This is a genomic window from Sphingomonas limnosediminicola, assembly GCF_039537965.1.
Lineage (GTDB): Bacteria > Pseudomonadota > Alphaproteobacteria > Sphingomonadales > Sphingomonadaceae > Sphingomicrobium > Sphingomicrobium limnosediminicola.
Genome location: NZ_BAABBM010000001.1, coordinates 385,730 through 407,310 on the forward strand (window position 1 = coordinate 385,730; position 21,581 = coordinate 407,310).

16 protein-coding genes are annotated in these 21,581 nt (G+C 60.7%); 8 read left to right on the forward strand and 8 right to left on the reverse strand.

What is annotated here, in order from left to right; translation table 11 throughout:
* Positions 1-55 precede the first annotated feature (55 nt).
* The 3 genes from ABD704_RS01920 to ABD704_RS01930 all read left to right on the forward strand — a co-directional run bounded on the left by ABD704_RS01920 (position 56) and on the right by ABD704_RS01930 (position 6,048).
* Positions 56-3,049 (forward strand): TonB-dependent receptor, encoded by a 2,994-nt coding sequence (locus ABD704_RS01920; protein WP_344698005.1) that lies wholly within the window; start codon positions 56-58, stop codon positions 3,047-3,049.
* 72 nt (positions 3,050-3,121) lie between these two features.
* The gene (locus ABD704_RS01925; protein WP_344698006.1) at positions 3,122-4,630 is read left to right on the forward strand and encodes a tryptophan halogenase family protein; all 1,509 of its coding nucleotides are present in this window, start codon (positions 3,122-3,124) and stop codon (positions 4,628-4,630) included.
* Positions 4,627-6,048 carry an FAD-dependent oxidoreductase gene (locus ABD704_RS01930; RefSeq protein WP_344698007.1) on the forward strand — a complete coding sequence of 474 codons (1,422 nt, stop codon included), beginning with the start codon at positions 4,627-4,629 and terminating at the stop codon, positions 6,046-6,048. The genes ABD704_RS01925 and ABD704_RS01930 overlap by 4 nt, the downstream gene beginning before the upstream one ends.
* Before the next feature lie 5 nt (positions 6,049-6,053).
* Here the strand turns inward: ABD704_RS01930 and ABD704_RS01935 are convergent, their stop codons facing one another.
* Positions 6,054-7,067, reverse strand: coding sequence for a glycoside hydrolase family 43 protein (locus tag ABD704_RS01935; RefSeq protein WP_344698008.1), 1,014 nt, complete (start codon positions 7,065-7,067; stop codon positions 6,054-6,056).
* Positions 7,068-7,209: 142 nt separating this feature from the next.
* Here ABD704_RS01935 and ABD704_RS01940 point away from each other — a divergent pair, with 142 nt between their 5' ends.
* From ABD704_RS01940 to ABD704_RS01950, 3 genes are all read left to right on the forward strand, one after another.
* A complete protein-coding gene (locus ABD704_RS01940) occupies positions 7,210-8,208 on the forward strand; it encodes a glycoside hydrolase family 43 protein (RefSeq protein WP_344700458.1) in 999 nt (332 codons plus the stop codon).
* Positions 8,209-8,244: 36 nt separating this feature from the next.
* A complete protein-coding gene (locus ABD704_RS01945; RefSeq protein ID WP_344698009.1) occupies positions 8,245-8,550 on the forward strand; it encodes a hypothetical protein in 306 nt (101 codons plus the stop codon).
* A gap of 1,021 nt (positions 8,551-9,571) precedes the next feature.
* Complete coding sequence (locus ABD704_RS01950) at positions 9,572-9,886, forward strand: hypothetical protein (protein ID WP_344698010.1); 315 nt, start codon at positions 9,572-9,574, stop codon at positions 9,884-9,886.
* Between the two features lie 34 nt (positions 9,887-9,920).
* Here ABD704_RS01950 and ABD704_RS01955 read toward each other — a convergent pair whose 3' ends face one another.
* Positions 9,921-10,154, reverse strand: coding sequence for a hypothetical protein (locus ABD704_RS01955; RefSeq protein ID WP_344698011.1), 234 nt, complete (start codon positions 10,152-10,154; stop codon positions 9,921-9,923).
* A gap of 1,043 nt (positions 10,155-11,197) precedes the next feature.
* Positions 11,198-11,449: an EF-hand domain-containing protein gene (locus ABD704_RS01960; RefSeq protein ID WP_344698012.1), complete on the reverse strand. Its 252-nt coding sequence runs from the start codon at positions 11,447-11,449 to the stop codon at positions 11,198-11,200.
* Between the two features lie 926 nt (positions 11,450-12,375).
* Between ABD704_RS01960 and ABD704_RS01965 the strand changes: the two genes are divergently transcribed.
* The gene (locus ABD704_RS01965; protein WP_344698013.1) at positions 12,376-13,938 is read left to right on the forward strand and encodes a hypothetical protein; all 1,563 of its coding nucleotides are present in this window, start codon (positions 12,376-12,378) and stop codon (positions 13,936-13,938) included.
* Between the two features lie 78 nt (positions 13,939-14,016).
* On the opposite strand, the gene ABD704_RS01970 is transcribed toward ABD704_RS01965, so the two are convergent.
* The 3 genes from ABD704_RS01970 to ABD704_RS01980 form a co-directional block, all read right to left on the reverse strand.
* Positions 14,017-15,390: an MBL fold metallo-hydrolase RNA specificity domain-containing protein gene (locus tag ABD704_RS01970; protein WP_344698014.1), complete on the reverse strand. Its 1,374-nt coding sequence runs from the start codon at positions 15,388-15,390 to the stop codon at positions 14,017-14,019.
* Between the two features lie 90 nt (positions 15,391-15,480).
* Entirely contained in the window at positions 15,481-17,007 is a 1,527-nt protein-coding gene (locus ABD704_RS01975; RefSeq protein ID WP_344698015.1) for a thymidine phosphorylase family protein, read from the reverse strand.
* A 139-nt stretch (positions 17,008-17,146) separates the two neighbouring features.
* Positions 17,147-18,337: an acyl-CoA dehydrogenase gene (locus tag ABD704_RS01980; RefSeq protein WP_344698016.1), complete on the reverse strand. Its 1,191-nt coding sequence runs from the start codon at positions 18,335-18,337 to the stop codon at positions 17,147-17,149.
* 164 nt (positions 18,338-18,501) lie between these two features.
* Between ABD704_RS01980 and ABD704_RS01985 the strand changes: the two genes are divergently transcribed.
* Complete coding sequence (locus ABD704_RS01985) at positions 18,502-18,738, forward strand: hypothetical protein (RefSeq protein ID WP_344698017.1); 237 nt, start codon at positions 18,502-18,504, stop codon at positions 18,736-18,738.
* Here ABD704_RS01985 and ABD704_RS01990 read toward each other — a convergent pair.
* Entirely contained in the window at positions 18,727-20,559 is a 1,833-nt protein-coding gene (locus tag ABD704_RS01990; protein WP_344698018.1) for a TonB-dependent receptor plug domain-containing protein, read from the reverse strand. The genes ABD704_RS01985 and ABD704_RS01990 overlap by 12 nt on opposite strands.
* 130 nt (positions 20,560-20,689) lie before the next feature.
* On the reverse strand, positions 20,690-21,565 hold the full coding sequence (locus ABD704_RS01995) for a hypothetical protein (protein ID WP_344698019.1): 876 nt from the start codon (positions 21,563-21,565) through the stop codon (positions 20,690-20,692).
* Positions 21,566-21,581: the final 16 nt, after the last annotated feature.

Sequence of the window (21,581 nt, forward strand, 5' to 3'; positions counted from 1 at the left end):
GTAACTTTGGCTTAAGGTTCAGTAAAACAGCCTTAAGTCGCAAAGGGGGAGAGTTATGCGGCATCCATCGTCATTCCTGTGGTCTTCGACGGTTCTGACGACGCTATTGGCTGCGTCGTCGCCAGCGTTGGCGCAAGACCAATCTGTGCCGCCCCCGGATCCAGGCGCAACGGCGCAGCAGAGTCCTGCGCAACCATCGCAGAACGCGGATGCGCCTCAGACTAACGCGAGCGCAGCCAGTGCCGATACCCAGATCGTCGTCACTGGTCAGCGTCGCGCATTGCAGTCAGCGCGCAACGTCAAGCGTAATAGCGACCAGATCGTCGACGCCATCGTGGCGGCAGACATCGGCAAGCTGCCGGACATCGCGGTTTCGGACACCGCGGCACGCATCCCCGGAATCCAGGTGACACGCGAACGCGGCGAAGCCGACCGGGTGCTTCTCCGTGGCCTCGACCGCAGTTACTATACGACCACGTACAACGGCAGAGAGATTTTTACGGCCGAGACGCGATCGGTCGCTCTGCAGGATTTTCCCTCGGGTGCAATCGCTGCCCTCGAAGCGTTCAAGACATCAACTGCCAATCTCATCGAGCCCGGAATCGCGGGCTTGGTGAACGTCCGCTCGCGCCGGCCGTTCGACTTCAAGGGCTTTGAGGTGAACGGATCGTTTTGGGAGCTTCACCCACGTCAAGCGGGCGGTTGGAACCCCAACGGCAACATCATGATCACCGATCGGTGGAATGTTGGTCAAGGTGAGATGGGCGCATTGCTCAACTTCTCATATACGCGCCTGCACTACGAGGATTCGATTATCTCTAATGCCTATTTCGTGGCGCCAGGCCCGTCGGGCGGTCGGTTCCCGGACTGGCCGTTCATCGAGTATGACGAAGCCACGCGGTACCGGCCATCTTTGAATGGAGCCATTCAGTGGCGGCCGAGCCCGGACCTCGAGTTCTATGTCGAGGGTCTGTGGCAAGGCTTCCGTCATGAGATTCAGGATCGTCATTTTGAACAGCCGCTTTGGGGCGGCGCATCTTATACGAACTTGCAGTTCCAAGAGGGCACCAACCTGATCGAGAGCGGTACGGTGAACAACCCGTTCCGGGGCGAGGGGTGGCAAGGCGGCACTTACAACAAGACGAATACATATCAGGTGGCGGCAGGCGGTCGCTACGACGCGGGACCGCTCCAAATCACCGCTGACATCGGCCGCACCGACAGCACATTTACCGGATCGACCGAGAGCGTTGATTACGTGCTCTGCCGCGACCAGTTCAACTGCGGTCAAACCGTCGACTTCGTCATCGGCGCCCCCGGCGCTATCCCGAGGTTCGACCTGGTAGGCTTTGACCCGAGTAATCCGGCAAACTTCTCTTATCGCGGGCTGTTCGAGGAAGCGCAGAAGGCGAAGGGTCAGGATTGGCAAAGCCGCGTGGACTTCGATTACCAGACGGGTCTTTCGTTTATCCCGAAGATCCAGTGGGGTATTCGCTACGTCGATCGCGACGCGAGCCGACAGTATGGAAGCCGTTACAACGACAGCAGGCGCGGCACGCCAATCGAACTCGTGCCACTCGATTACCAGATGTTCCGCCCCGGCTTCCGGGGCGCTGATAATCCCCCGTTCCCCACAAGTTGGCTCACGCCCACTTATTCAAGCATTCGGGAAAACCTCGGTCTGCTTCGCGAATTTGCCGGGTATGGCTCACCGGCCCCCCCAGTTTACGATCCGACCGCAAGCTTCAAGGCAAACGAAAAGAGCTTAGCGGGCTATGTTCAGGCGGACTGGGCTTTCAATCTCGGCGGTGTAGCAGTTGACGGCCAGCTCGGCGTCCGCGGTGTGAGCGCCGACAGAAAACTTCATGGCACGGAGCGCGAAGACACGCCAACGGGCTTCGTGTTCACGCCGGTCAATGCGAGCGACAAGGAAACGTACTGGCTCCCGAACATCAATGCCAGGTTCCACCTGACGCACGACCTGCAGTTCCGTCTCGCAGCAACCAAGACTCGGACACGTCCGCAGTTCCTCGACTTGAACCCGTCTGTGAGTATCGGACGTCCGCCAGATCCATCCACCTGCGTTCCTACGGTGGTGATCTGCGAAACGGTGGCGACGGGCGGCAATCCTAACCTGAGCGACCTCAAGTCGACGAACTACGATGCGAGCCTCGAATATTACTTCTCACCGACCGGCTTTGCAGCGTTCGCGGCCTTCGATCACGAGTTGAAGGGTTTCGTGACTCCGTCGTCGTTCGTTTTGGGTGACGTCGGTGGCTTCCCGCTCCGGGTGAATGCGCCGATCAATTCTGGCAAGGGGCACGTCCGCGGGTTCGAAGGTCAGGTGAACACATTCTTCGACTTCATGGGCGGGCCCAACTGGCTCAGTTGGTTCGGCGTTCAGGCGAATGTCACTTACCTTAGCCACGGCGCGAAGTACCCGCGGCCCGTTCTGAGGGTCGATCCGTTGGGCAATCCGCTGCCAGGCCAGCTCACGAACGATCCGACAGACCCGATCACCCGGCCGCTGCTCAATGTTTCCAAGTGGACGTACAACATCATCGGGATGTTCGAGCGCGGACCGATGTCGATGCGGCTCGCCTATAACAAGCGCAGCGCTTATTGGGCCGATTGGTCAGAACGTACTGACTTCTCCAGCAATGGGTTGCCGTATGTCTTACGGCAAAAGGTACATGAGCCGGGCCGTCTTGACGTATCGGCGAGCTACACGTTCCTCGACCGTTTCACCATCTTTGGCGATTGGACAAATATCCTTTCGAAGCCACAAAAAGTCGACCTCGTTCGAATGGATCCGACTGGCGCAAGATTTGATCCAAGCGCTAGCGAAATTGCCCAATTCGCATGGAGGGCCAGATACCAGGAGCGGATCGTTTCGCTCGGTGTCCGATTCCGTTTCGGTGGAGGAGATGCTCGTGCGGGATCGCCTCCTCCGCTCCCAGCCGCCCTTCCGCCGCCAGCACCCGTGACGCCGGAACCTGCTCCGCCCCCGCCACCGCCTCCGCCGCCAGCGGCACCGGAGCGCGGCTGAGCGGTCGTGCATTAGGTACTAAATCAGGCCGGGGGGCTTAAGTCCTCCGGCCGTTTTTCTTGAGCCCGAAGCGTGAACGAGCAGCCTCCTAAGACGCGCGTTATCATCCTGGGCGGCGGAACCGCGGGGTGGATGACGGCAGCCGCGCTCATAAACGAGCTCAGCCACGCTTGCGATGTCCGCCTCATTGAGTCCGAGGAGATCGGGATCGTCGGCGTTGGCGAGGCGACGCTGCCGCACATCCGATACTTCGTCGAAAGCCTTGGAATCGACGAAGCGGATTTCATGAAGGCAACGCACGCGACCTTCAAGCTTGGAATCGAGTTCCACGATTTTGGAAGCATCGGCACGCGCTACCTGCACCCCTTCGGAACCTTCGGCGCTCCGCTTCATGATGTTCCGTTTCACCACTATTGGCTGCGGCTCCACTCCGAGGGGCGCGGTGGCGAGCTCTGGGATAGCTCAATCTGTAATGTCATGGCGGTACGAAACCGCTTTGCGCCGCCACAACCGGGAAGCTCCCTGTACAATTATGCATATCAATTCGACGCCACCTTGTTCGGTCCATATCTGCGTTCGTACGCAGTTTCACGAGGTGCGGTGCGGACAGAGGGAAAGGTTGTCGACGTCGAACTTGACGGGGCGATCGGCAACGTCGTGGCGCTCAAAATGGAAAGCGGTGAGCGCGTAGAAGGCGACCTGTTCGTCGATTGCTCTGGCTTTCGAGCTTTGCTCATCGAGCAGAAGCTGGAAGAGGACTGGGAAGATTGGTCTCAGTGGCTGCCGTGCGATCGCGCAGTGGCGATGCCATGCACGTCGGCACTAGGAACGATCGAACCCTATACTCGAGCGCACGCGATGACCGCTGGTTGGCGCTGGCGTATTCCACTGCAGAACCGGGTGGGAAACGGCTACGTTTATTCGAGCGCGCATACCAGTGACCAGGATGCGGTAGATTCGTTGGTCTCCGCCCTCGAGGGAGAGCGATTGGCGGAGCCGCGTATGCTCCGTTTCCGTGCAGGGCGACGAAAACGGAGTTGGTCCAGGAATGTCGTTTCGATTGGTCTCGCTTCCGGTTTCCTCGAGCCGCTGGAATCGACGAGCATTTATCTCGTTCAAGGAGCCATTGCGCAGCTCATAGAGTTGTTTCCGATCGGTCGCATAAGGGACGAGGATCGAGACGAGTTCAACCATGCGGTCGATATCGAATACGAGCGGATCCGCGACTTTCTCATTCTTCACTACCACGCAACTAGGCGGGATGATTCCAGCTTCTGGAATCATGTCCGCAACATGGAAGTGCCCGAGACGCTCCACAGCAAGATGGATTTGTGGCGGCGGAGCGCGCGAGTGGCCAAATACAGCCAGGGCCTGTTCTTCGAGCCGAGCTGGATTGCCGTCTATGTTGGCCAGGGCATTATGCCGGATGGTTGGGATCAGCGGGCGGAAATTCAGGACGCGTCGGCACTCGACAGATCTGTGAACCGTCTGATTGAGAGAGTCCGTCGGACTGTGGAGGCCGCACCGGATCACGCTGATTTCATTCGAACCAGAAATGCTTCCATCGGCATGCCAGCGTGAGCCATGATCGGGCTATCCGTACTATCGTAGTTGCCGGCGGCGGGATCGTTGGCCTGTCGGCAGCCATTGCGTTCGCCCGAGTCCTTCCGGGCACAGCAGTGAAGGTCGTTGAGACGACGCCCGATCCGGCAGCACTTGCAGACCGCTTGCCGACCGCGCATCCGGGTGTGACCCGCTTTCACGCGTTCATCGGCATCGATGAGACTGACCTCGTCCGTAGCGGCGTCGCGACGCACCACCTTGGTACAGCATTCACGGATTGGTCGGCGAATGGCGAGCCTTGGATTTGGGCGTTTGGCAGCTATGGGAAACCCGCGGGTGCCATTCCATTCGATCAAGTTTGGGTGCGGGCACAGCGTGCCGGGCACGCCTTGCCTTATGATCGCTATTCGATCGCAGCTGCGTTGGCGCAAGCAGGCAAGTTCGTCCATCCAGCGCGCGATCCCGAATTTGTCGGATCGCGCTTCACTTACGGTCTCCGTCTGAATCCTGAAGCTTATCAGCAGCGACTGCGGACTGAGGCCCAAAGGAGTAGGGTTACGTTCCAGCGGGGGGAGATCGGCGGCTTGGAGATAGGCGAGGACGGTCGCGCTTCGGCGCTAGTCCTCACGGAAGGGACGCGCATCGAGGCAGACTTGTTCGTCGATTGCGCAGGGCCTGCGGGGCGCCTGATCAGAAAGCTGGATGACAGCTTCGAAGATTGGAGTGGGTGGATGCCATTTGGCCGGCTTTCGCTGTCTTCATCGGAAAGTGAACTCATTCCGCGCACTATGGATGTCGCGCGTGCCGCTCCTTGGGGCTGGACGAGCGAGCTTTCTTTGCGTGGAAGAACCCTGAGCGTATCGATGGGTGAACAAGGGGATGTGGCGGTGGTGCGCGGCCGCCGGCTCCGACCATGGGTTCACAATGTATTGGCACTGGGTGATTCGGCCACGGCAGTAGATCCCCTGCAGGGTTTCAATCTGGAGCTCGCACAGATCTCAATCCTGCTGGCACTCGAAATGCTACCGGGCCGCGACTTCGCGGACATTGAGACGGGCGAGTATAATCGGAGATATGAACGGATCACACGACGCGTGCGCGACTTTCTTGCGCTGCACTATTCTCGGTCGGGTCGCTCGGGTGGACTTTGGCTGGATGTTGCCGACCGAGAGCCCCCCGACAGCTTGCGGCGGACGCTCGATCAATATGAATATCGTGGCCGCATGCCTTTTCACGAAGATGAAAGCGTCAGCCGAGACAGCTGGACCGCCGTTCTGCTCGGTCTAGGAGTGAGACCGCGAGAACTCGACCCGCGGGCAGGGGCCGTACCTCTTGACCAGGCTATGACGGCGATGGAGCGCCTTGCGAGCGATATTGCGCAAATGCCAGCCCAACTTCCCAAGTATGGCGACTATCTTGCGCGTATAACGCACTAGTCCTTTTAGCGCAGGCTCGGTCCGAGTTGCGGCTTGCCGTCTTTCCAGAAGATTGGGGCGATATAGAGATAGCGCTTGTCGGCCGCCTTGCGGCAGCCGCTTGTCGCTTCCCACGCATGGAAGCTCATGAAGCTCCTCTGTCCGACTGTGAAGATGCTCTGGTGCCCTGGACCGCTAATGCAGCCCGATTCGCGGTCGTAGAAGCTGTGCAGCATCGGATTGGTCGGCGATTTCTTGCACGGGCCTAGCGGACCTGAACAGGTAGCGTAGCCCATTCCGTACGGCGATCGTTCCTGGTCGTCGTTCCAACCGAAAAATGCAGCGGAAAAGAACAACTCGTAGCCGATCGGCGAGCGGACCATCGTCGGCGCCTCGACCAGTTTCTGCTCCCAGCCCTGATCGTCGTGAATTAGCTCTTTCGCTTCACCAGAAACGGACAGACCGTCGGCGCTCAACTGCTGCGCCCAGATCGACGAATGCTTGCCGACGCGGTTACCGTCATTCTTGAAGTACAGGTAGAGCTTGCCGTCAGCATCCTTGAAAGCATCTGCGTCGATGCTCCCGCCGAGTTGTGTCTGGCACACGATCGGGTCGTTTCGGCTATCGACGAACGGCCCCAACGGATCGGCGGCTTCCGCGACCCCGATACACTGCGCATTCCGCTTAGCGTCGCTCGCCGTGTAATAAAGCAAGTAGCGGCCGCCAAGCTGAAGCACTTCGGGCGCCCAGGTGAAGCCGGTCTTTGCCCAACTGCCAAGCCGAGGCAACGCGTCGCGTTTGCGCCCCGATGCATCGGTGACGAAGCGCCAGTTCACAAGATCCGGCGAGGTCGCCATCGGGACGTTCGGCCCGTCGTTGGTAGAGTAGGCGACGAATTCGCTGCCATGCAAAAGCACGAACGGGTCAGGAAAGTTCTGCTGGAAAACCGGCACGAACGCCGGGTCGGCTCCCGCGGAGGCTGTGACGCACGACAGGCTCGCTGCAATCGCGAGCCGTTTTAGAATAGCGCGTAACGCCACAAGCGCCTCCGTTCTCGTTGATGACAAGCCTTAGCGATCATTGGTGCTTCCGCAACGGCCGGGGTGCACTTATGGTCGCGGTGTGCGGCTGTTCATTGCTTTCGCTTTCGTGGCGTCCATCGGCCTCAGCGGCTGCGCGAATGTGCCCGCACAAGAACCACGTAGCGCAACGTACACTAATCCCGTCATCGACGCTGATTTTCCGGACCCGACAGTGATCAAAGCGGTCGACGGAAACTACTACGCTTATGCGACGCAGACGGAGCGCGATGGGCGCTGGGTGAACATTCAGGTCGCCCGATCGAGCGACCTGGTGCATTGGCAGTATCTGGGAGACGCGCTGCCAGCCAAGCCTGCTTGGGCGGACAAGACGCAAGACTTCTGGGCGCCGGACGTTGTGCGCGATGGCAACCGCTATCTGATGTATTATTCCGCCAAGCCAAACGATTCAGACGAACGACACGGCATTTGCCTCGCCGTCGCGACCGGCAAATCGCCAGCCGGTCCATTCGTCGACATGGGCAATCCCCTGTTGTGCGGCGAAAGCTTCATTAACATCGATCCGATGGCGCTGGATGATCCGGCGTCCGGAAAGCATTTGCTCTACTGGGGCTCCGGGTTCGAACCATTGAAGGTTCAGGAACTGGGACCGGATCGTATGTCTTTCGCGACTGGAAGCATCGCAAAGCCGCTCGTCTGGCCGGCTCCCCAGCGCGCATCGTTTCCCGTCCTGATCGAAGGTTCTTGGGTGACGCAGCACGATGGCTGGTTCTATATCTTCTACTCAGGCGACAATTGCTGCGGCCCGAAAGCGAACTACGCGGTGATGGTTGCGCGTTCTCGCAGCCCTTATGGACCGTTCGAAACGCTCGAGCAGGCAACCGGTCAGCCCCATAGCATCGTCCTGCAAAAGAGTGCCAAATGGTTCGCACCTGGTCATAATTCAGTTGTCACCGACGCTTCCGGGCAGGATTGGATCGCGTACCACGCCGTGGACGTCGAGCATCCACGCGAGAAGCCCACCGACGAGGTGAACACTCGCCGCATCATGCTGATCGACCGCATCAAGTGGCGCAATGGCTGGCCCTACATCGCCGGTCCTAGCGAGTATCCCCAGCCCGCCCCCCATAATAATCATTGAGCCTGGATGCAGTACAAACCTGGAGTGACTTCGGCCGTGCCGAGACGCGTAAAAGACTTCATCGACATCAGCGAATATACGTCGCTGTCGGATCTCATCCGCTATCTGGAAACGATCCGGGACAATCTTCCTCCTGAGCACGAGGCGGAGCTGAAGATCCGCGGCGACGACGTGTTCGGGCGTCGACTGACGATCACCTATTTTCGCGAGCAGACGGCCGAGGAACTGGAGATCGAGTCACGCTACAACGGCGCGACGAAGGCCGGCGATGCTGACATCGAGGAGTTGCGGCACAAGCTGGATGACGTGCCGCTGAGGCGCGAAGGCATTCCTAAAGTGTAGGTCAGCACTTGCGCCGGCATAGCACCAAAGAGCGCATCGCTTTTCGATGTCGCGTAGTTGTTGGGGCGGCTTGTGCGGCACCCTGACGTCAGCCGTGCTCGTACGTGCCTCGAAACGCCGGTGTCAGCATCAAGGCCAAAAATGCTCCGCCTCGCTAGTGTGCGCAATGGGTGGAAACCGGACGTTAGCGAACGGGTGGTAGCAGCTCGCGCGATCGTTCAATCAGCCATTCGATAGCTACCAACGGAACCGCATTGTGGAGCGTGGTGAGGCTAAATTCGCCCGTCTCGTCGGAGTAGAAAACCTCAGCGACTTCGTCTGGGTCGCCGTCTCGTCTCAACTCAAGATACATGCCGTCTCGGTCAACGTCGCTCCCCCTTATGAGCGAATACCTTTGACCTGCGGTCTCCATCGTCCCCCTCCAGACTCGAAAGCTACGGCGACGTTATGGTGTCTGCAATGGGTGGAAAGCGGACGCTACGAAGGGCGACCCTGGCTAACCAAAATCGCGTATGTTGCATTCCCACAAATTGCGAAAAGAATGAGGGGAATACGCATGTCCCTTTCCAGGGATCGCCTCGTCAATGCCACTCCGCGAATCCTCGGTAAGAGCCAAATCCCGTGAAACGCGATGAAGTTCACAACCCCAAGTATAAGAAACGGTGTCACTCCTCCCAGTAGACCCACGGGAACAAATGCGAGTGACAGAGCCGACGAAAAGATTGGAAGCCTGCCCACCCGCCGAAACTCGCATGCGTCACGAGTGCCCGCAATAGGTCGCTTCCGGCCGGAATGGGTGGAAAGCGGACATTCCGTTAGATAGCTTCATAGGATGGACGGCTATCAGACAAGCGACCGAAAGCCTTGGTTCAAATCCAAGCTTTTCCATCTGGGTCTAGCGCTCCTTGGGATAGCAGTGTTCATCGCCCTCGGAGCGGAATTGAGGAGCGCCTTCGGAATACCATTCAAGACAACCTATCGCGTAGCCTGTGCAGCAGCGTGCCTCCTTTTCATCTACAAGTTGGGGTCAGATTACCCTTCGGAGACGTGGCCACGGATCAGCTTTTGGCTGTCTTTGCTCATCAACATCGCGATCTTCTTCACGCCGCTCGTCGACCGTCCGGCTTCGCGAGGCGAACTCATCTTATTTGCTCTGCCGGATGCCGTGGTGACGCTGACGACTTTGCTCGCGACTTATCGCGTTGCTGACTTTCATCAGCGCGCCATGCGCCAGCAGATGATCCTTGGCCTCATCGTCACAGTTGCAGCTTGTGCTACTCTCTTCACGTTGGTGCTGATGGACCCACACACGGGCCACTTTTGGGGACTGGGTTGAGCGTCAGTTTTGGGTGGAAAAGCTGACCTTAGCGTTAGACCACGCCCCTCTTGTTCCGCTCAATGGTTTCGGGGTCGTACGGCCCGACCTTCTTCCAGCGGTTACGCAATGTCACGACTACCACACCGAAAGCGGCTGGCACGATGATTAGCTGAAGGTTTTGGAGCAGCCCGGCGCGGGGGTCGTAAGCCGTCCACCAAATCAGGACGCCAACTGCGATACCGACAATCACCCCAATGTCAGTTCGCCGAGGCTTTGCCCTCGTCATGTCTACCGTCCTCGCCAGCCAACTATCACGTCCGGCGCTAATGTCCGCAATGGATGGAAAGCGGCCTCAGAGATCTCGCCTTTCGGCATAGTCGCGCGCTGCGCGAGGCTCTGGCGCGAAGAGTCTCTGGGGTGCCCCGTGTATTAGCCGAAACGTTACGTACACGACGCCCATCGTGACCAAGGTGTCTACTGCCATAACGGGCATTATCGTGAGCCCCGTCCACGAGCCTGCGACGGACCAGTTGATACGAGAAAGAAACTACGAAATGGAGGGCTGCCACAGCCGCCGCGACGACCCAGAACCAAGGTCGGTGCCGCAGTGGCCAACACGTTCCCATACACGAGATGAGAACACCGACTGCAGCACCGCATGCAACGCAGAGACCTGCATGACCGTAAGAACTAAGCGACAAATACACGGCCGCTGCAGCGCCGATGCATAAGTACGCTTCGAGGTTCGATATCACTCGGAATGGCGAGATGTTTTCACCCATCTTCAGGTTGCCTCAAAGCCCCAGGTGAAATCCATGGTTCCAGAATCCTAGAACCTCTGCAAGCGGACGGATTCTGAGGTTTCTCTAGAGTCCGCTTTGGGTCGAAAGCCGCCGCTAGCGGACGGTCCGCTGGCGGCCAAAGCTGGACACAGGGCAGGGGGGGGATGTCCGCCAAGCGCCCAAACTTGGCGTGGCAGGTTTCGACACATTGTTGATAGCGCGCCGGTGCTATCCGGCTGCAAGCCAAGCATCGCTGCAAACCAAGATGAGTTCGCGTCTTTCAGCTGGCTTCCTCAGGTGTTCCTCGACAGCCATTCGATCGTCCTCTGACAAGAGCCGGATGATGGCTGCAACACTGCGGCACTGTCCCGATCGCGCGAGGGTAAACGCACGTTCAACGGCAGCAGACCTGGTCATCAATGATGCATAGCCCGCACGAAGGCCGAGGCGAATGTTCTTTTCCACCCAAGCCTGCCGCGGCAACTTTCGACCCATTCCTGCCATGAGCAACGCCTCGTCCGGAGCTACGTGGAGACCTGACGCTCCGCTAATAGCAGCCGCGGATCGGTTGTCGGTCTCTTCCGAAGTTGTCGGCAGTGAACTCAGCAAAAGTGATTTTACCGTCGTGGTTGCTATCCATCAGCTTGAACTCTTGGTCCGTCGCGCACATCAACTGCACGCGACCATTCTGCGGGACGGGAGCGACCATCCGCGCTTGCATGAATGACCACTCTTTGCGTGAAATCACGCCATCGTGGTTCAGGTCTAGTCCCGAAAAGCCTCTTTTTGCCGCCTGCATATGCTGTTCATAGGTGGGAGTTCGGGCTCGGCTGAGCGTTAATTTAGAAGCGGACGACACAACTCCGCAATAGACTGAGCGTGGAGCACTCGCGATGTTAGGCCTGTTCAGAACCCCGCACGCCGGGGGAGGCGTTAGAGGCGGTATCTCACCAACACGCAGCGGATAGCTTCTCTGCGTTATTCGGATGTCTGACGGGTTCGTTGCCTGCGCGAATGCCGTCCCCTCGTATCCGAAGATCAGTGCCGGGAAGAACGCTACGAGGACCCGCAAACCCGTCTCCAGAACAACCTCGCCTCTGCCTTCAGTTCTCGTCGCGATGACCCATGGCGTCAACCGCGTCACGTAATGTCCGCTTTCCACCCAAACTTACCGCGGCAGCTTTCCACCCATTGCAGACGTAAGGGGTCTGTGGGACTTCGGTGTGATGCGCGGACAGATAATATTCATCGCGGCATCGCTCTCGTCAGCCTGTTCGACCGCCGAGGAGCGGCAGCACTCGCGGCTCATGGACCAGATTGAAAAGAAAGTGCGGATGCCAGCTGGCTCCCGCCCGCTCGCAGAATATGCCCGATATTACGCGTTCGATAAGCGTGGGCATGTTATCGCGGTTTACACGACCTTCCTTGAACCAAGCTACACCTCGCTAAACCTACCTGCCGGGCATCGAAGGTGCGTGAGCGACGAGGGAAAACTACCATCAATCTCCGATGGAGGATGCGGTGTCGTTGAAGTGCGGTTCGACCCTACCGCCGAAGAAGTCCTAGGAGTGGCGTGCAACGGCTTGGCCTATTGTCCGCTTTCCACCCAAACCTGCCGCGGCAGCGTTCAACCCAAACCAGACATTAACGGGCAGACAAGGTTGCAGGTGAATGCTTGCCAGCCATCCGACGCATGGTAGCGTCGCCGGCAAAGAGGTGGCGGAAATGAGAAGAACCTGGCTTTTGACGGTCGCGGCAATGGTCGCCGCGCCGTGTTACGCGCAGAGTTCGCAGCACGCGATGCACGCGGATATGGCTGCTCCCAAAACACCGATGCTGCTCGAAGGCTATGGCAGCGGGGGTTTCAAGATCACGACCGCGAACCCAATGGCGCAGGCCTATTTCGATAACGGCATGCAGCTTGCCCACGCTTTCGCGCACAAGGCGGCGATCGAAGCGATGACCGAAGCCGTCCGGCTCGATCCGCAGTGCGCGATGTGCCTTTGGGGCGAGGCCTGGACCTCGGGGCCCACGATCAACTTTGGGAAGAGCGAGGATGAGACGGCGAAGCTCGCCGAAATGGCGGACAAAGCGGCGGAGCTCGCCAAGGAGAACGGCACCGAGCGCGAGCGCGCGATGATTCACGCGATGCAGTTGCGCTACAAAAAAGGCGGCGGGGACAAGAGGGGCGATCTCAATTTCGCAAGGGCGATGGCGGCGCTTGCCGACCGCTATCCGAACGACAACGAGATCGCAGTGATTTCCGCGGACGCCTGGCTGATGGCGCCGGCGGACAATGCAGAGGAGTGGAAACTCAACGCAGGCCTCGCGATGCCACTGCTGGAAGCTGCTCTCAAACGGAACCCTAACGATACCGCCGCGATCCACTTCTACATTCACGCGACCGAAGCGGCGGGGGCGCCCGAGAAGGCTGAACCTTACGCCGACCGGCTGGCTGGGCTCGCGCCCAAGGCTAGCCACCTCGTGCACATGCCCAGTCACACCTATTACTGGGTCGGCCGTTACGAGGACGCGGCGACTGCCAACATGCGCGCAGTCGAGCTCGGTATCGACAATGCCAAGCGTCTCGGCCTGCCGCCGCCCGATGGCGTATGGGGTTTGCCCTACCACGCGCACAACGTGACCTTTGGATTGGGCGGAGCGCTCGAGGCCGGCGATGCCAACATCGCGCTGAAGCTGGGCCGCCCGCTGGTCGTGAGATCGCAGGAGCGTAAGGAGGCTGCCCCTGCAAGCCAGCTGATCGCCGCAAACGGCTATTACGCCCTGGCCCGGTTCGCGGATCCGGCTGAGGTTTTATCTCTCCCCAAACCGAAACTGCCCTTTCTCGAGGCAGCCTGGCACTACGCGCGCGGAGAAGCCTTCGCTCGCCGCAACGACGTCGAAGGAGTCCGCTCTGAGGCCGCCGCGATCCACGGGATCACCGGTGAGCTGAGCAAGGACGATGGATCCCTACAAGCGCAGACCATGACGTTTATCGCCCGAAACGTCCTGATCGGCAGGACTGCGATGATGGAGCACCGGCCGAAGGAAGCGGCCATAGCCTTCGCCCAGGCCGCCGAGCTCCAGGAGAGCGACGACTTCAGTTCGTTTTCCGATCCTCCAGCTTGGCACTATCCAATTCGGCGTGACTTTGCTTCGGCGCTAATGGCAAGTAACGATCTGGTGGCCGCCCGGCGCGAAGCCGAGGGCGCACTCAAATACCGGCCGAAGGACCCTGGGACAGTCGCACTCCTAAAGACGCTTGGGGCCGTTGCGGCTGCGCGCTAGGCGGACGGCAAGGACGAAGCGGCTCTAGCTTCGCGCTAACGTCTGCTCTCGACCCGGCGCGTGTTTACGGATGCTCGGTCACGAGCCCAGCGTGAACGTCGCCCTGTACTTCGGGATGGTGCACTTCCACCCGAACTCACCGACCACTCGAGCGTGCAGCGCCGCCGATGCACTTGGCTCCCCATGCACGACGAAGGTTTCTTTCGGAGCCGACTTGAAGCCTTCAAGCCATCGGACAAGTTCATTCGAGTCCGCGTGCGCTGAAAGCATGGTCAGGTCCGCGACCTCGGCGCGGATGTCGATCCATTCGCCATGGATCTTCACCTCGCGAACACCGTCGACCATGGCACGGCCCCGTGTGCCCGCTGCCTGAAATCCGGCGAACAGGATTGTATTGCGCGGATCCGGCCCGAACGCCTTGATGTGGTGGAGAACCCGGCCGCCAGTCGCCATTCCACTTGCCGAAACAATGACCTTCGGCATGCGGCTTGCCGTCAGTGCCTTCGACCCTTCGGTGTCGCGGACGTAAGTCGCCATCCCGAATGCTTCGCGGCATACGACCGGTTGAAGCCGGTGATCGTCCATGTGCGCCGACATGAGGTCGGTCGCGTTAGTGGCCATCGGGCTGTCGACATAGATCGGCACGAGCTCGAGCTCGCCCTTCATTTTCAAAAGCGACAGTTCATAGAGGAGCGATTGCGTGCGACCGACCGCAAAGGCGGGAATGACGACCGTGCCGCCGCGCCGGACCGTCCGGCCGATGACGTCCTTGAGCATCGCGGCGGCATCCAGCTTCGGGTGGATGCGGTCGCCGTAGGTCGACTCCACGACTAGGTAATCAGCGTGGAGAATCGGATCGGGATCGAGCATCACCGGATCGCCGAAGCGCCCCAGATCGCCCGAGAAAGCAATCGTCTTACCTCCAAGGCGAAGTGTCGCCGTCGCGGCACCAAGGATATGTCCCGCGCGACGGAACTGGAGCGAGGCGTCATCGCCCATGCGTAATTCAGTCCCGAACTCAGTCACTTCGAACAACGACAATGCGCTTTCGGCATCGGCAGTCGTGTAGAGTGGCAGCGCAGGCTTGTGGCGGCTGAACCCGTGCCGGTTGGCAAACTCCGCGTCCTTTTCCTGAAGATGCGCGCTATCGAGCAGGATCAGCCGTGCGACGTCCCGGGTCGCCGCCGTGGCATAAATGGGGCCCGAAAAGCCGTCCCTGACGAGCCGCGGCAAATAACCGCTGTGGTCCAGATGGGCGTGGGTGAGGATGACTGCATCGATGGATCGCGGCTCAACCGGGAAGGGTGCCCAGTTGAGCTCGCGAAGCTCGCGAAGTCCCTGAAAGAGGCCGCAGTCGACCAGCAGGCGTTGGCCGTTCCAGTCGATGAGATGGCGTGAGCCCGTCACGGTGCCCGCGGCGCCGAAGAAAGATAAGCGCGGATCGAGATTCACACTGCGGCGCTCGCTGCCGGAGACGGTGAAGCGCGCATAAGTGCGTCAGCAACGGCTGTGTTGCCTGGAATGGTGAAGAAGGCAGCCAAGTTAGGGTGCAAGGCTGATCGCAAGGTCGACAGACTCCGCGTAGTTCATGGCATAGGCAAGCTCGGATGGCGTATCCGCGTAGAGCGTCATCATGGGCTGACCCGCGCTCACTTCGTCGCCGATGTGCACATCAAGCAGCAAACCTGCACCAGCATCGCCGGGTGCTCCAGCGAATTTCGCGATGCGCGCGATCTTTCGATTGTCGATCTCGGTCACTCGTCCCGACCGGTCCGACGTCAGGACCCGTTTCAGCGAGGCGACGATGGGCTCCCGGAAGCCACCTTGGGCGAGGCAGATTTTCTCGAACTTCTGGTAAGCGGCTCCACTGATGAGTAGTTCCTCGGCACGAGCTGTCCCGCGTTCGGGAGCTGCTGCTCCACCGAGTTCAAGCACGGCAGCCGCGACTGCAAGCGCGCGCAGTCGAAGGTCGATGGGAGCATTCGTGTCGCATCGAAGGACGGCAAGCACATCGCGCATCTCGAGAGCTGGTCCTATCGCCCTTCCGACCGGCTGGGATCCGTCCGAAATGACAGTGACCGTTTCCAGACCGAAGTGCGACGCCACGTCGCGCATTCGCATGGCGAGCCTTTGGCCGGCCGCGGCACTTCTGACCTTTGCGGTCGGGCCCACGGGTATGTCCAACACAAGCTTTTGAATGCCGGCAGCAATCTTCTTCGACAAGACCGAGGCGATGAGCTGTCCCTCAGGGTCAATGTCCAACTGGCGCTCGACGCCGATGAAGATGTCATCAGCGGGGCTTAGGTTCAGCGCGCCGCCCCAGGCGAGACACCCCCCTTCAGCGTCAACGACCCTTCGGATCGCATCGATGTCGAGATCGACGCGCGTGACGGTTTCCATCGCATCAGCAGTTCCTGCCGGCGACGTGATCGCCCGCGACGACGTCTTGGGAATCGTCAGGCCGGCCGCGGCCGCAATAGCGACGACGATCGGGGTCGTGCGGTTGCCCGGTAGTCCGCCCACACTGTGTTTGTCGATGACGTCGCGGTTCCATCCCAGCTGCTCGCCCGCGCGGGCCATCGCACTAGTAAGTGCGACCGTCTCGTCATCAGTCAGGGGGAGGGCCGATCCAGCAGTAAGGAAAGCGGCGAGCTGGACATCGCTGTAACGGCCCGCGACCACGTCTTGGACAATGCTGTCGAACGCGGCCGCCTCTAGCGTTGTGCCGAAGATGCGGCTTCGAACGAAACCCATCGAAGTCACCGCAGGGGGATGACTGATCGTGACCCATTCGCCTTCCGAAGCGTGCAGGAGCTGCCAGGCGGCTTCCGAAAGCCCGACCTCGTCTTTCCCAAGGGCCTTGTCCGCACCCTGGAACAGGATCGCCATGATCTCGCGGCCGTCCGCACGGAGCAAAACCTGGGACCGAGGGGCAAGACCCTCCGATCTGCAGACAGGGCAGTCTGTCCGCATGATGACGATGGGTTCCCGCTGAGTATGCAGGTGCAGGCGTCGGACGCGCAGACGCGCCCCTATTGCCGAGACATTCTCGGATACCCGTGAATCCATTGCGCGATGCTATGAGCCTACTCGCGACGTAACGCTACGCAATGCCCCTTACGCCGCCGCAGCAGCGGCTTCCGGGCTCTTACGGATCGATGCCTCGCGGACGCCGCAGACTGAGTCCCACACAGCCGTCCGGTCGAAACTAGAAAGCCGAAAACCCCGTGATCGCGCGGCCCATGATGAGAGCGTGAACGTCGTGCGTGCCTTCGTAGGTGTTCACCGTTTCGAGGTTCGCCGCGTGCCGCATAACGTGGAATTCGGCCGAGATGCCGTTGCCGCCGTGCATGTCGCGGGCGATCCGCGCGATATCGAGCGCCTTGCCGCAATTGTTGCGCTTCACCAGGCTGATGGTCTCGGGAACGAGCTCACCGGCTTCGAGGCGGCGGCCGACACGGAGCGATGCCTGGAGGCCGAGCGTGATCTCGGTCGCCATGTTGGCGAGCTTGAGCTGGACGAGCTGGTTGGAGGCGAGGGGGCGCCCGAACTGCTTGCGGTCGAGCGTGTATTGCCGGGCCGCGGCGTAGCAGGCTTCGGCGGCGCCCATCGAACCCCAGCTAATGCCGTAGCGGGCGCGGTTGAGGCAGCCGAACGGGCCCTTCAGGCCTTCGACGTTCGGCAGGAGCGCATCTTCCGGCACTTCGACACAGTCCATGACGATCTCGCCGGTGATCGAGGCGCGAAGCGACAGCTTCTCCTTGATCTTCGGCGCCGACAGGCCGGCCATGCCCTTTTCGAGGACGAAGCCTCGGATCTTGCCGTCGTGCGCGTCCGACTTCGCCCAGACGACGAAGACGTCGGCGATCGGCGAATTGGTGATCCACATCTTGCTGCCGCTGAGGACGTAGCCGCCCTGAACCTTCTGCGCGCGAGTGCGCATGCCGCCGGGATCTGAGCCGGCATCTGGCTCGGTCAGGCCGAAGCAGCCGATCCACTCGCCGGTCGCGAGCTTGGGCAAATACTTCTTGCGGTGCTCTTCTGTGCCGTACGCAAAGATCGGGTACATCACGAGGCTGGACTGCACCGACATCGCCGAGCGGTAGCCGCTGTCGACGCGCTCGACCGCTCTCGCGATCAGGCCGTAGCTTACATAGCCGAGGCCGGCGCCGCCATATTCGTGCGGGATCGTCGCGCCGAGCAGGCCGAGCTCGCCGAACTCGCTCATGATCTCTCGGTCGAACCGCTCTTCGAGATAGGCCGACGTCACGCGCGGAAGCAGCTTCTCCTGCGCGAAGCCCTCGGCGGTGTCGCGGACGAGCCGCTCCTCGTCGCTCAGCTGATGATTGAGGTCGAACGGGTCCTGCCAATCGAACGGCAGGATGGCTGGTTCAGCCACGTGCAAATCTCCGTGAAAAGGAAGTGCGCCGCCCTTAGCCGCGCTTCACGAATCTTGCAAAACGGCCTTCACTGTTTCGAGGCGACCTTCGTGCTGCCGCTGCCGCCGAAGCTATGTTTGAAGGTGATGCCGAAGCTGCGGTGGCGATTACGCTCGCGGAATTCGTGGATCATGAAATCGGTATGGGCACGATCTTGGAAGAAGCGAAGACGATCACGATTGCCGCTGGTCTCGAACAGATTGTCGACATCGAAGGTGACCGCCGTGTTGGCCCATGGCCTGAACTCGACGAACGCCGTGCCATAGGGGCCGCCGTTGAAGTTCGTATCGAACTCGTCGGTGCGGTAGAAAGTGAAGCGCTGGTTGTCGTTGAGCGAGAAGCCGTACGATCATTTCCCTGAATCGCGGCGAACGTCCACGTTCCATTGCCAAGCCGGGAAGAAGCCGCTCCACTTGCGCGGCTTGCCGTCGATCGGATCGTCGACCCGGGTGCGCTGAAGGGTCGCGCCACCCTTGACGCGCAACCCGCTCCACAAAGTCGATAAGGGCACGTCCACGGTCAATGCGGCGAAATCGCGCCGGCCCGTGCCGATGTTTCCCGGAGCATCGAAGCATTCGAGGGGATGATCCGGGTCGCAGATCAGGATCCGGTCCTGAAGCAGGCTCACCTGGTCGTGCCCAAGGTCGAGCTTGATGAGGCCATCGCCGAGGATCGGATGATCGACGGTCGCCCTAAACTCCCACGCTCTTTGCGGTTGCAGGCCCGCGTTGCCGCCGTTGATGCGCTGTGCAGAAAAGTCCGCGCTGCTGATGAAGTCGTAGAAATCGAGCTGCGCCACGGTCCGCTTGACAGATAGCTGCGCGTGCCAGGTCTTGCCGGGCTTCCAGTCGAGCGTGAGGCTTGGCTTCAGGAACTTGAGCTTGCGGTCCTCGCTTGCGTCGCCGGAAACGGTCAGGTGCGAGAATTCGAAGTTGATGCCGCCGTCGATTCTGAGATGGGGCGAGAGGTTCTTGCCGGCGTTCACATAGACCTCGGCCCGCTTTTCCTTGACGGTCGCGTCCGAGATCGGGAGGTCGATCGGAACCTCGTCCCCGTTTTCGTCGAAGCCGGACAAGGTCACGTGATCGTCCAGCGTGTTGTAGGCGGCTTCGGCGCCTGCCTCGAACGAGAAGCCGAGCAGGGTCGATCGCGTCCAGCTGAGGCGCCCCAGGGTTTCGTTGCGTTGCGCTTCGATGGTCTGGTGGAAGCCGCCAACCACCGTGGCGCCGTCCTCGATCAGGCCGTTCCTGACGAGGGAGAGATCGACGTCATCGCGCTTGCGGCGCGTGGCGAGGGCGACGAACTTTATCGCGCCGCCGGCCAAGGGGCGCGTGACGTCGCCACCGAGCTCAAACACGGGATCCTTGTAGTTCTGGTAGAGATTGTCGTCGTGCTGCGGCCCGACATCCGGAGTCACAAGGTTGCGCTGGTAGAGGTCAAAGCTGCTGGGCTGCCAGCGCACGTTCACGCGATAGGAATCGTTAGCTCCATGCTCGAGCGCGTAGGCAGCCGCGAGGTAGGGATCGCGGTTTTCGTAGACGTTGTGCTTCCGGCGAAATTCGAGGAGGTCGCCCGTCGCCGGATCGGTCAGCGTATCCGTGCCCTCTTCATATTGCTTGTTGCGGCCGAGGCCTGCCGAAAAGTTGAACGTGGAAGGTCCGCGCCGAATGATCGCGGAGCCCGAGAGGTTCGGCTGGATATAGCCGGTGAAGCGCCTCGTTGCCGAAGCGGTGACGTCCGCGTCGAACCCCGCATCCTTTGACAGGATGACGTTGAGAACTTGGCTCCTTCCCGAATAATCGGAGCCGAACAGGTCGCCGGGACTGACCTCCACCCGGACGACTTGCTGTGCGGGGATGCGCTGCAATGTCGAGTCGAGCGTCTCCGCCTTCGAGCTCGGCCTTGAGCCGTTGATCACGACGTTGCCGGCAGTCCCGGCGAACCCGCGAACGTCTACGCTTCCCGTGGCGCCCTGCGTGCTCCCGAGATCGAGCTGAAAGCCGGGGACGTGCTGGGCGATATCGAGCGCCGTGCGAGGCGCGAACTGGGCGAAATAGTCCGATTGATAAACGGTCGTGCGGCTGGCTTGCGCCGGAGGGGGAGAGGCCGCAGGCGTCTGCGCCTGCACTGCCGTCGTGAACGCAAAGGCCGCAACGCCGGCCAGCCATGGCGTACTTGCCACTTCCAACTCCCCTGTCTTTCGAATGTGCGGCTATGAAGCCGGCCGGGCACGCGCGACCGGGCTTCGATCAATCGACTAACGGATCGACCGATGCGGTGCCCGGCGGCACGAACGGCGGTGGACGTTGCCCTTAGCGGCGGCGGCCGAAGATCTTGGCCTGCACCAGCTCATCGACCGGCGGCATCGTCGAACGGCCGTTGGCCGCCCAGCGGGCGAACTCCGGCGTGACGTCGAGGGCCTTCAGCTGCACCAGCGTTTCCGCCGGAAGGTGCCGATACCCCGCGCGGTCGAAGCCGGCGATATAGTCGGGCGTGATGTTCATCGCCTTGAGCTGCACGAGTTGGTCGCTCGGCAGCCCGGCATAGCCGGCCCGGACGAAACCGCCGATCCAGGCGGCGTCGATGCCGAGCGCCTTGAACTCGATCAGCGCGTGGATCGACTTCGGCCGGTAGCCGGCCTGCGCCATCTGGTTGATGTAGCTGCCGGTAACGCCAAGGGCGGTAAGCGCCATCAAATCATCGATGGTCGGGGTCGGATAGTGCGCGGCCGCAACTGCATCGACGATATCCCGGCGGACGTTCAGCGCCATCAGGCCCATACCCTGATCGCGCGTCGGACGTCCGATACCGCGGCTCGTCAGCATCTGCACGAAAGCCGGGTTCTCGCTATAGTTGCAATTGCCCCAGGCATGGGAGCCGCCGCCGGTGCCGGTGCAATCGAGGCGGCCAGCCTCGCGGACTAGGGCAAAATGGAGCGGTCGCGACCCAGCGCCACGAAACCCGGCCATATCGAGTCCGACGAGGTCGGAGGGCATGAAGCTCGACGACCAATTGTTCTCTTGCTTGCCGTTCTCACCGTGGCGAAAGTTGGCGTGAACCTTCCCATCGGCACCTCGCGAGGGCTGGAGATTGAAGTCGATCGCGTCGCTGGCAGCAGCCGCGCAGGCCGACGAAACGGTGACGCTGGCGAATAGCAGCGCCAGCATGAAAGCGAGAAAGCGGTTCATGGTCATTCTCCTCGAA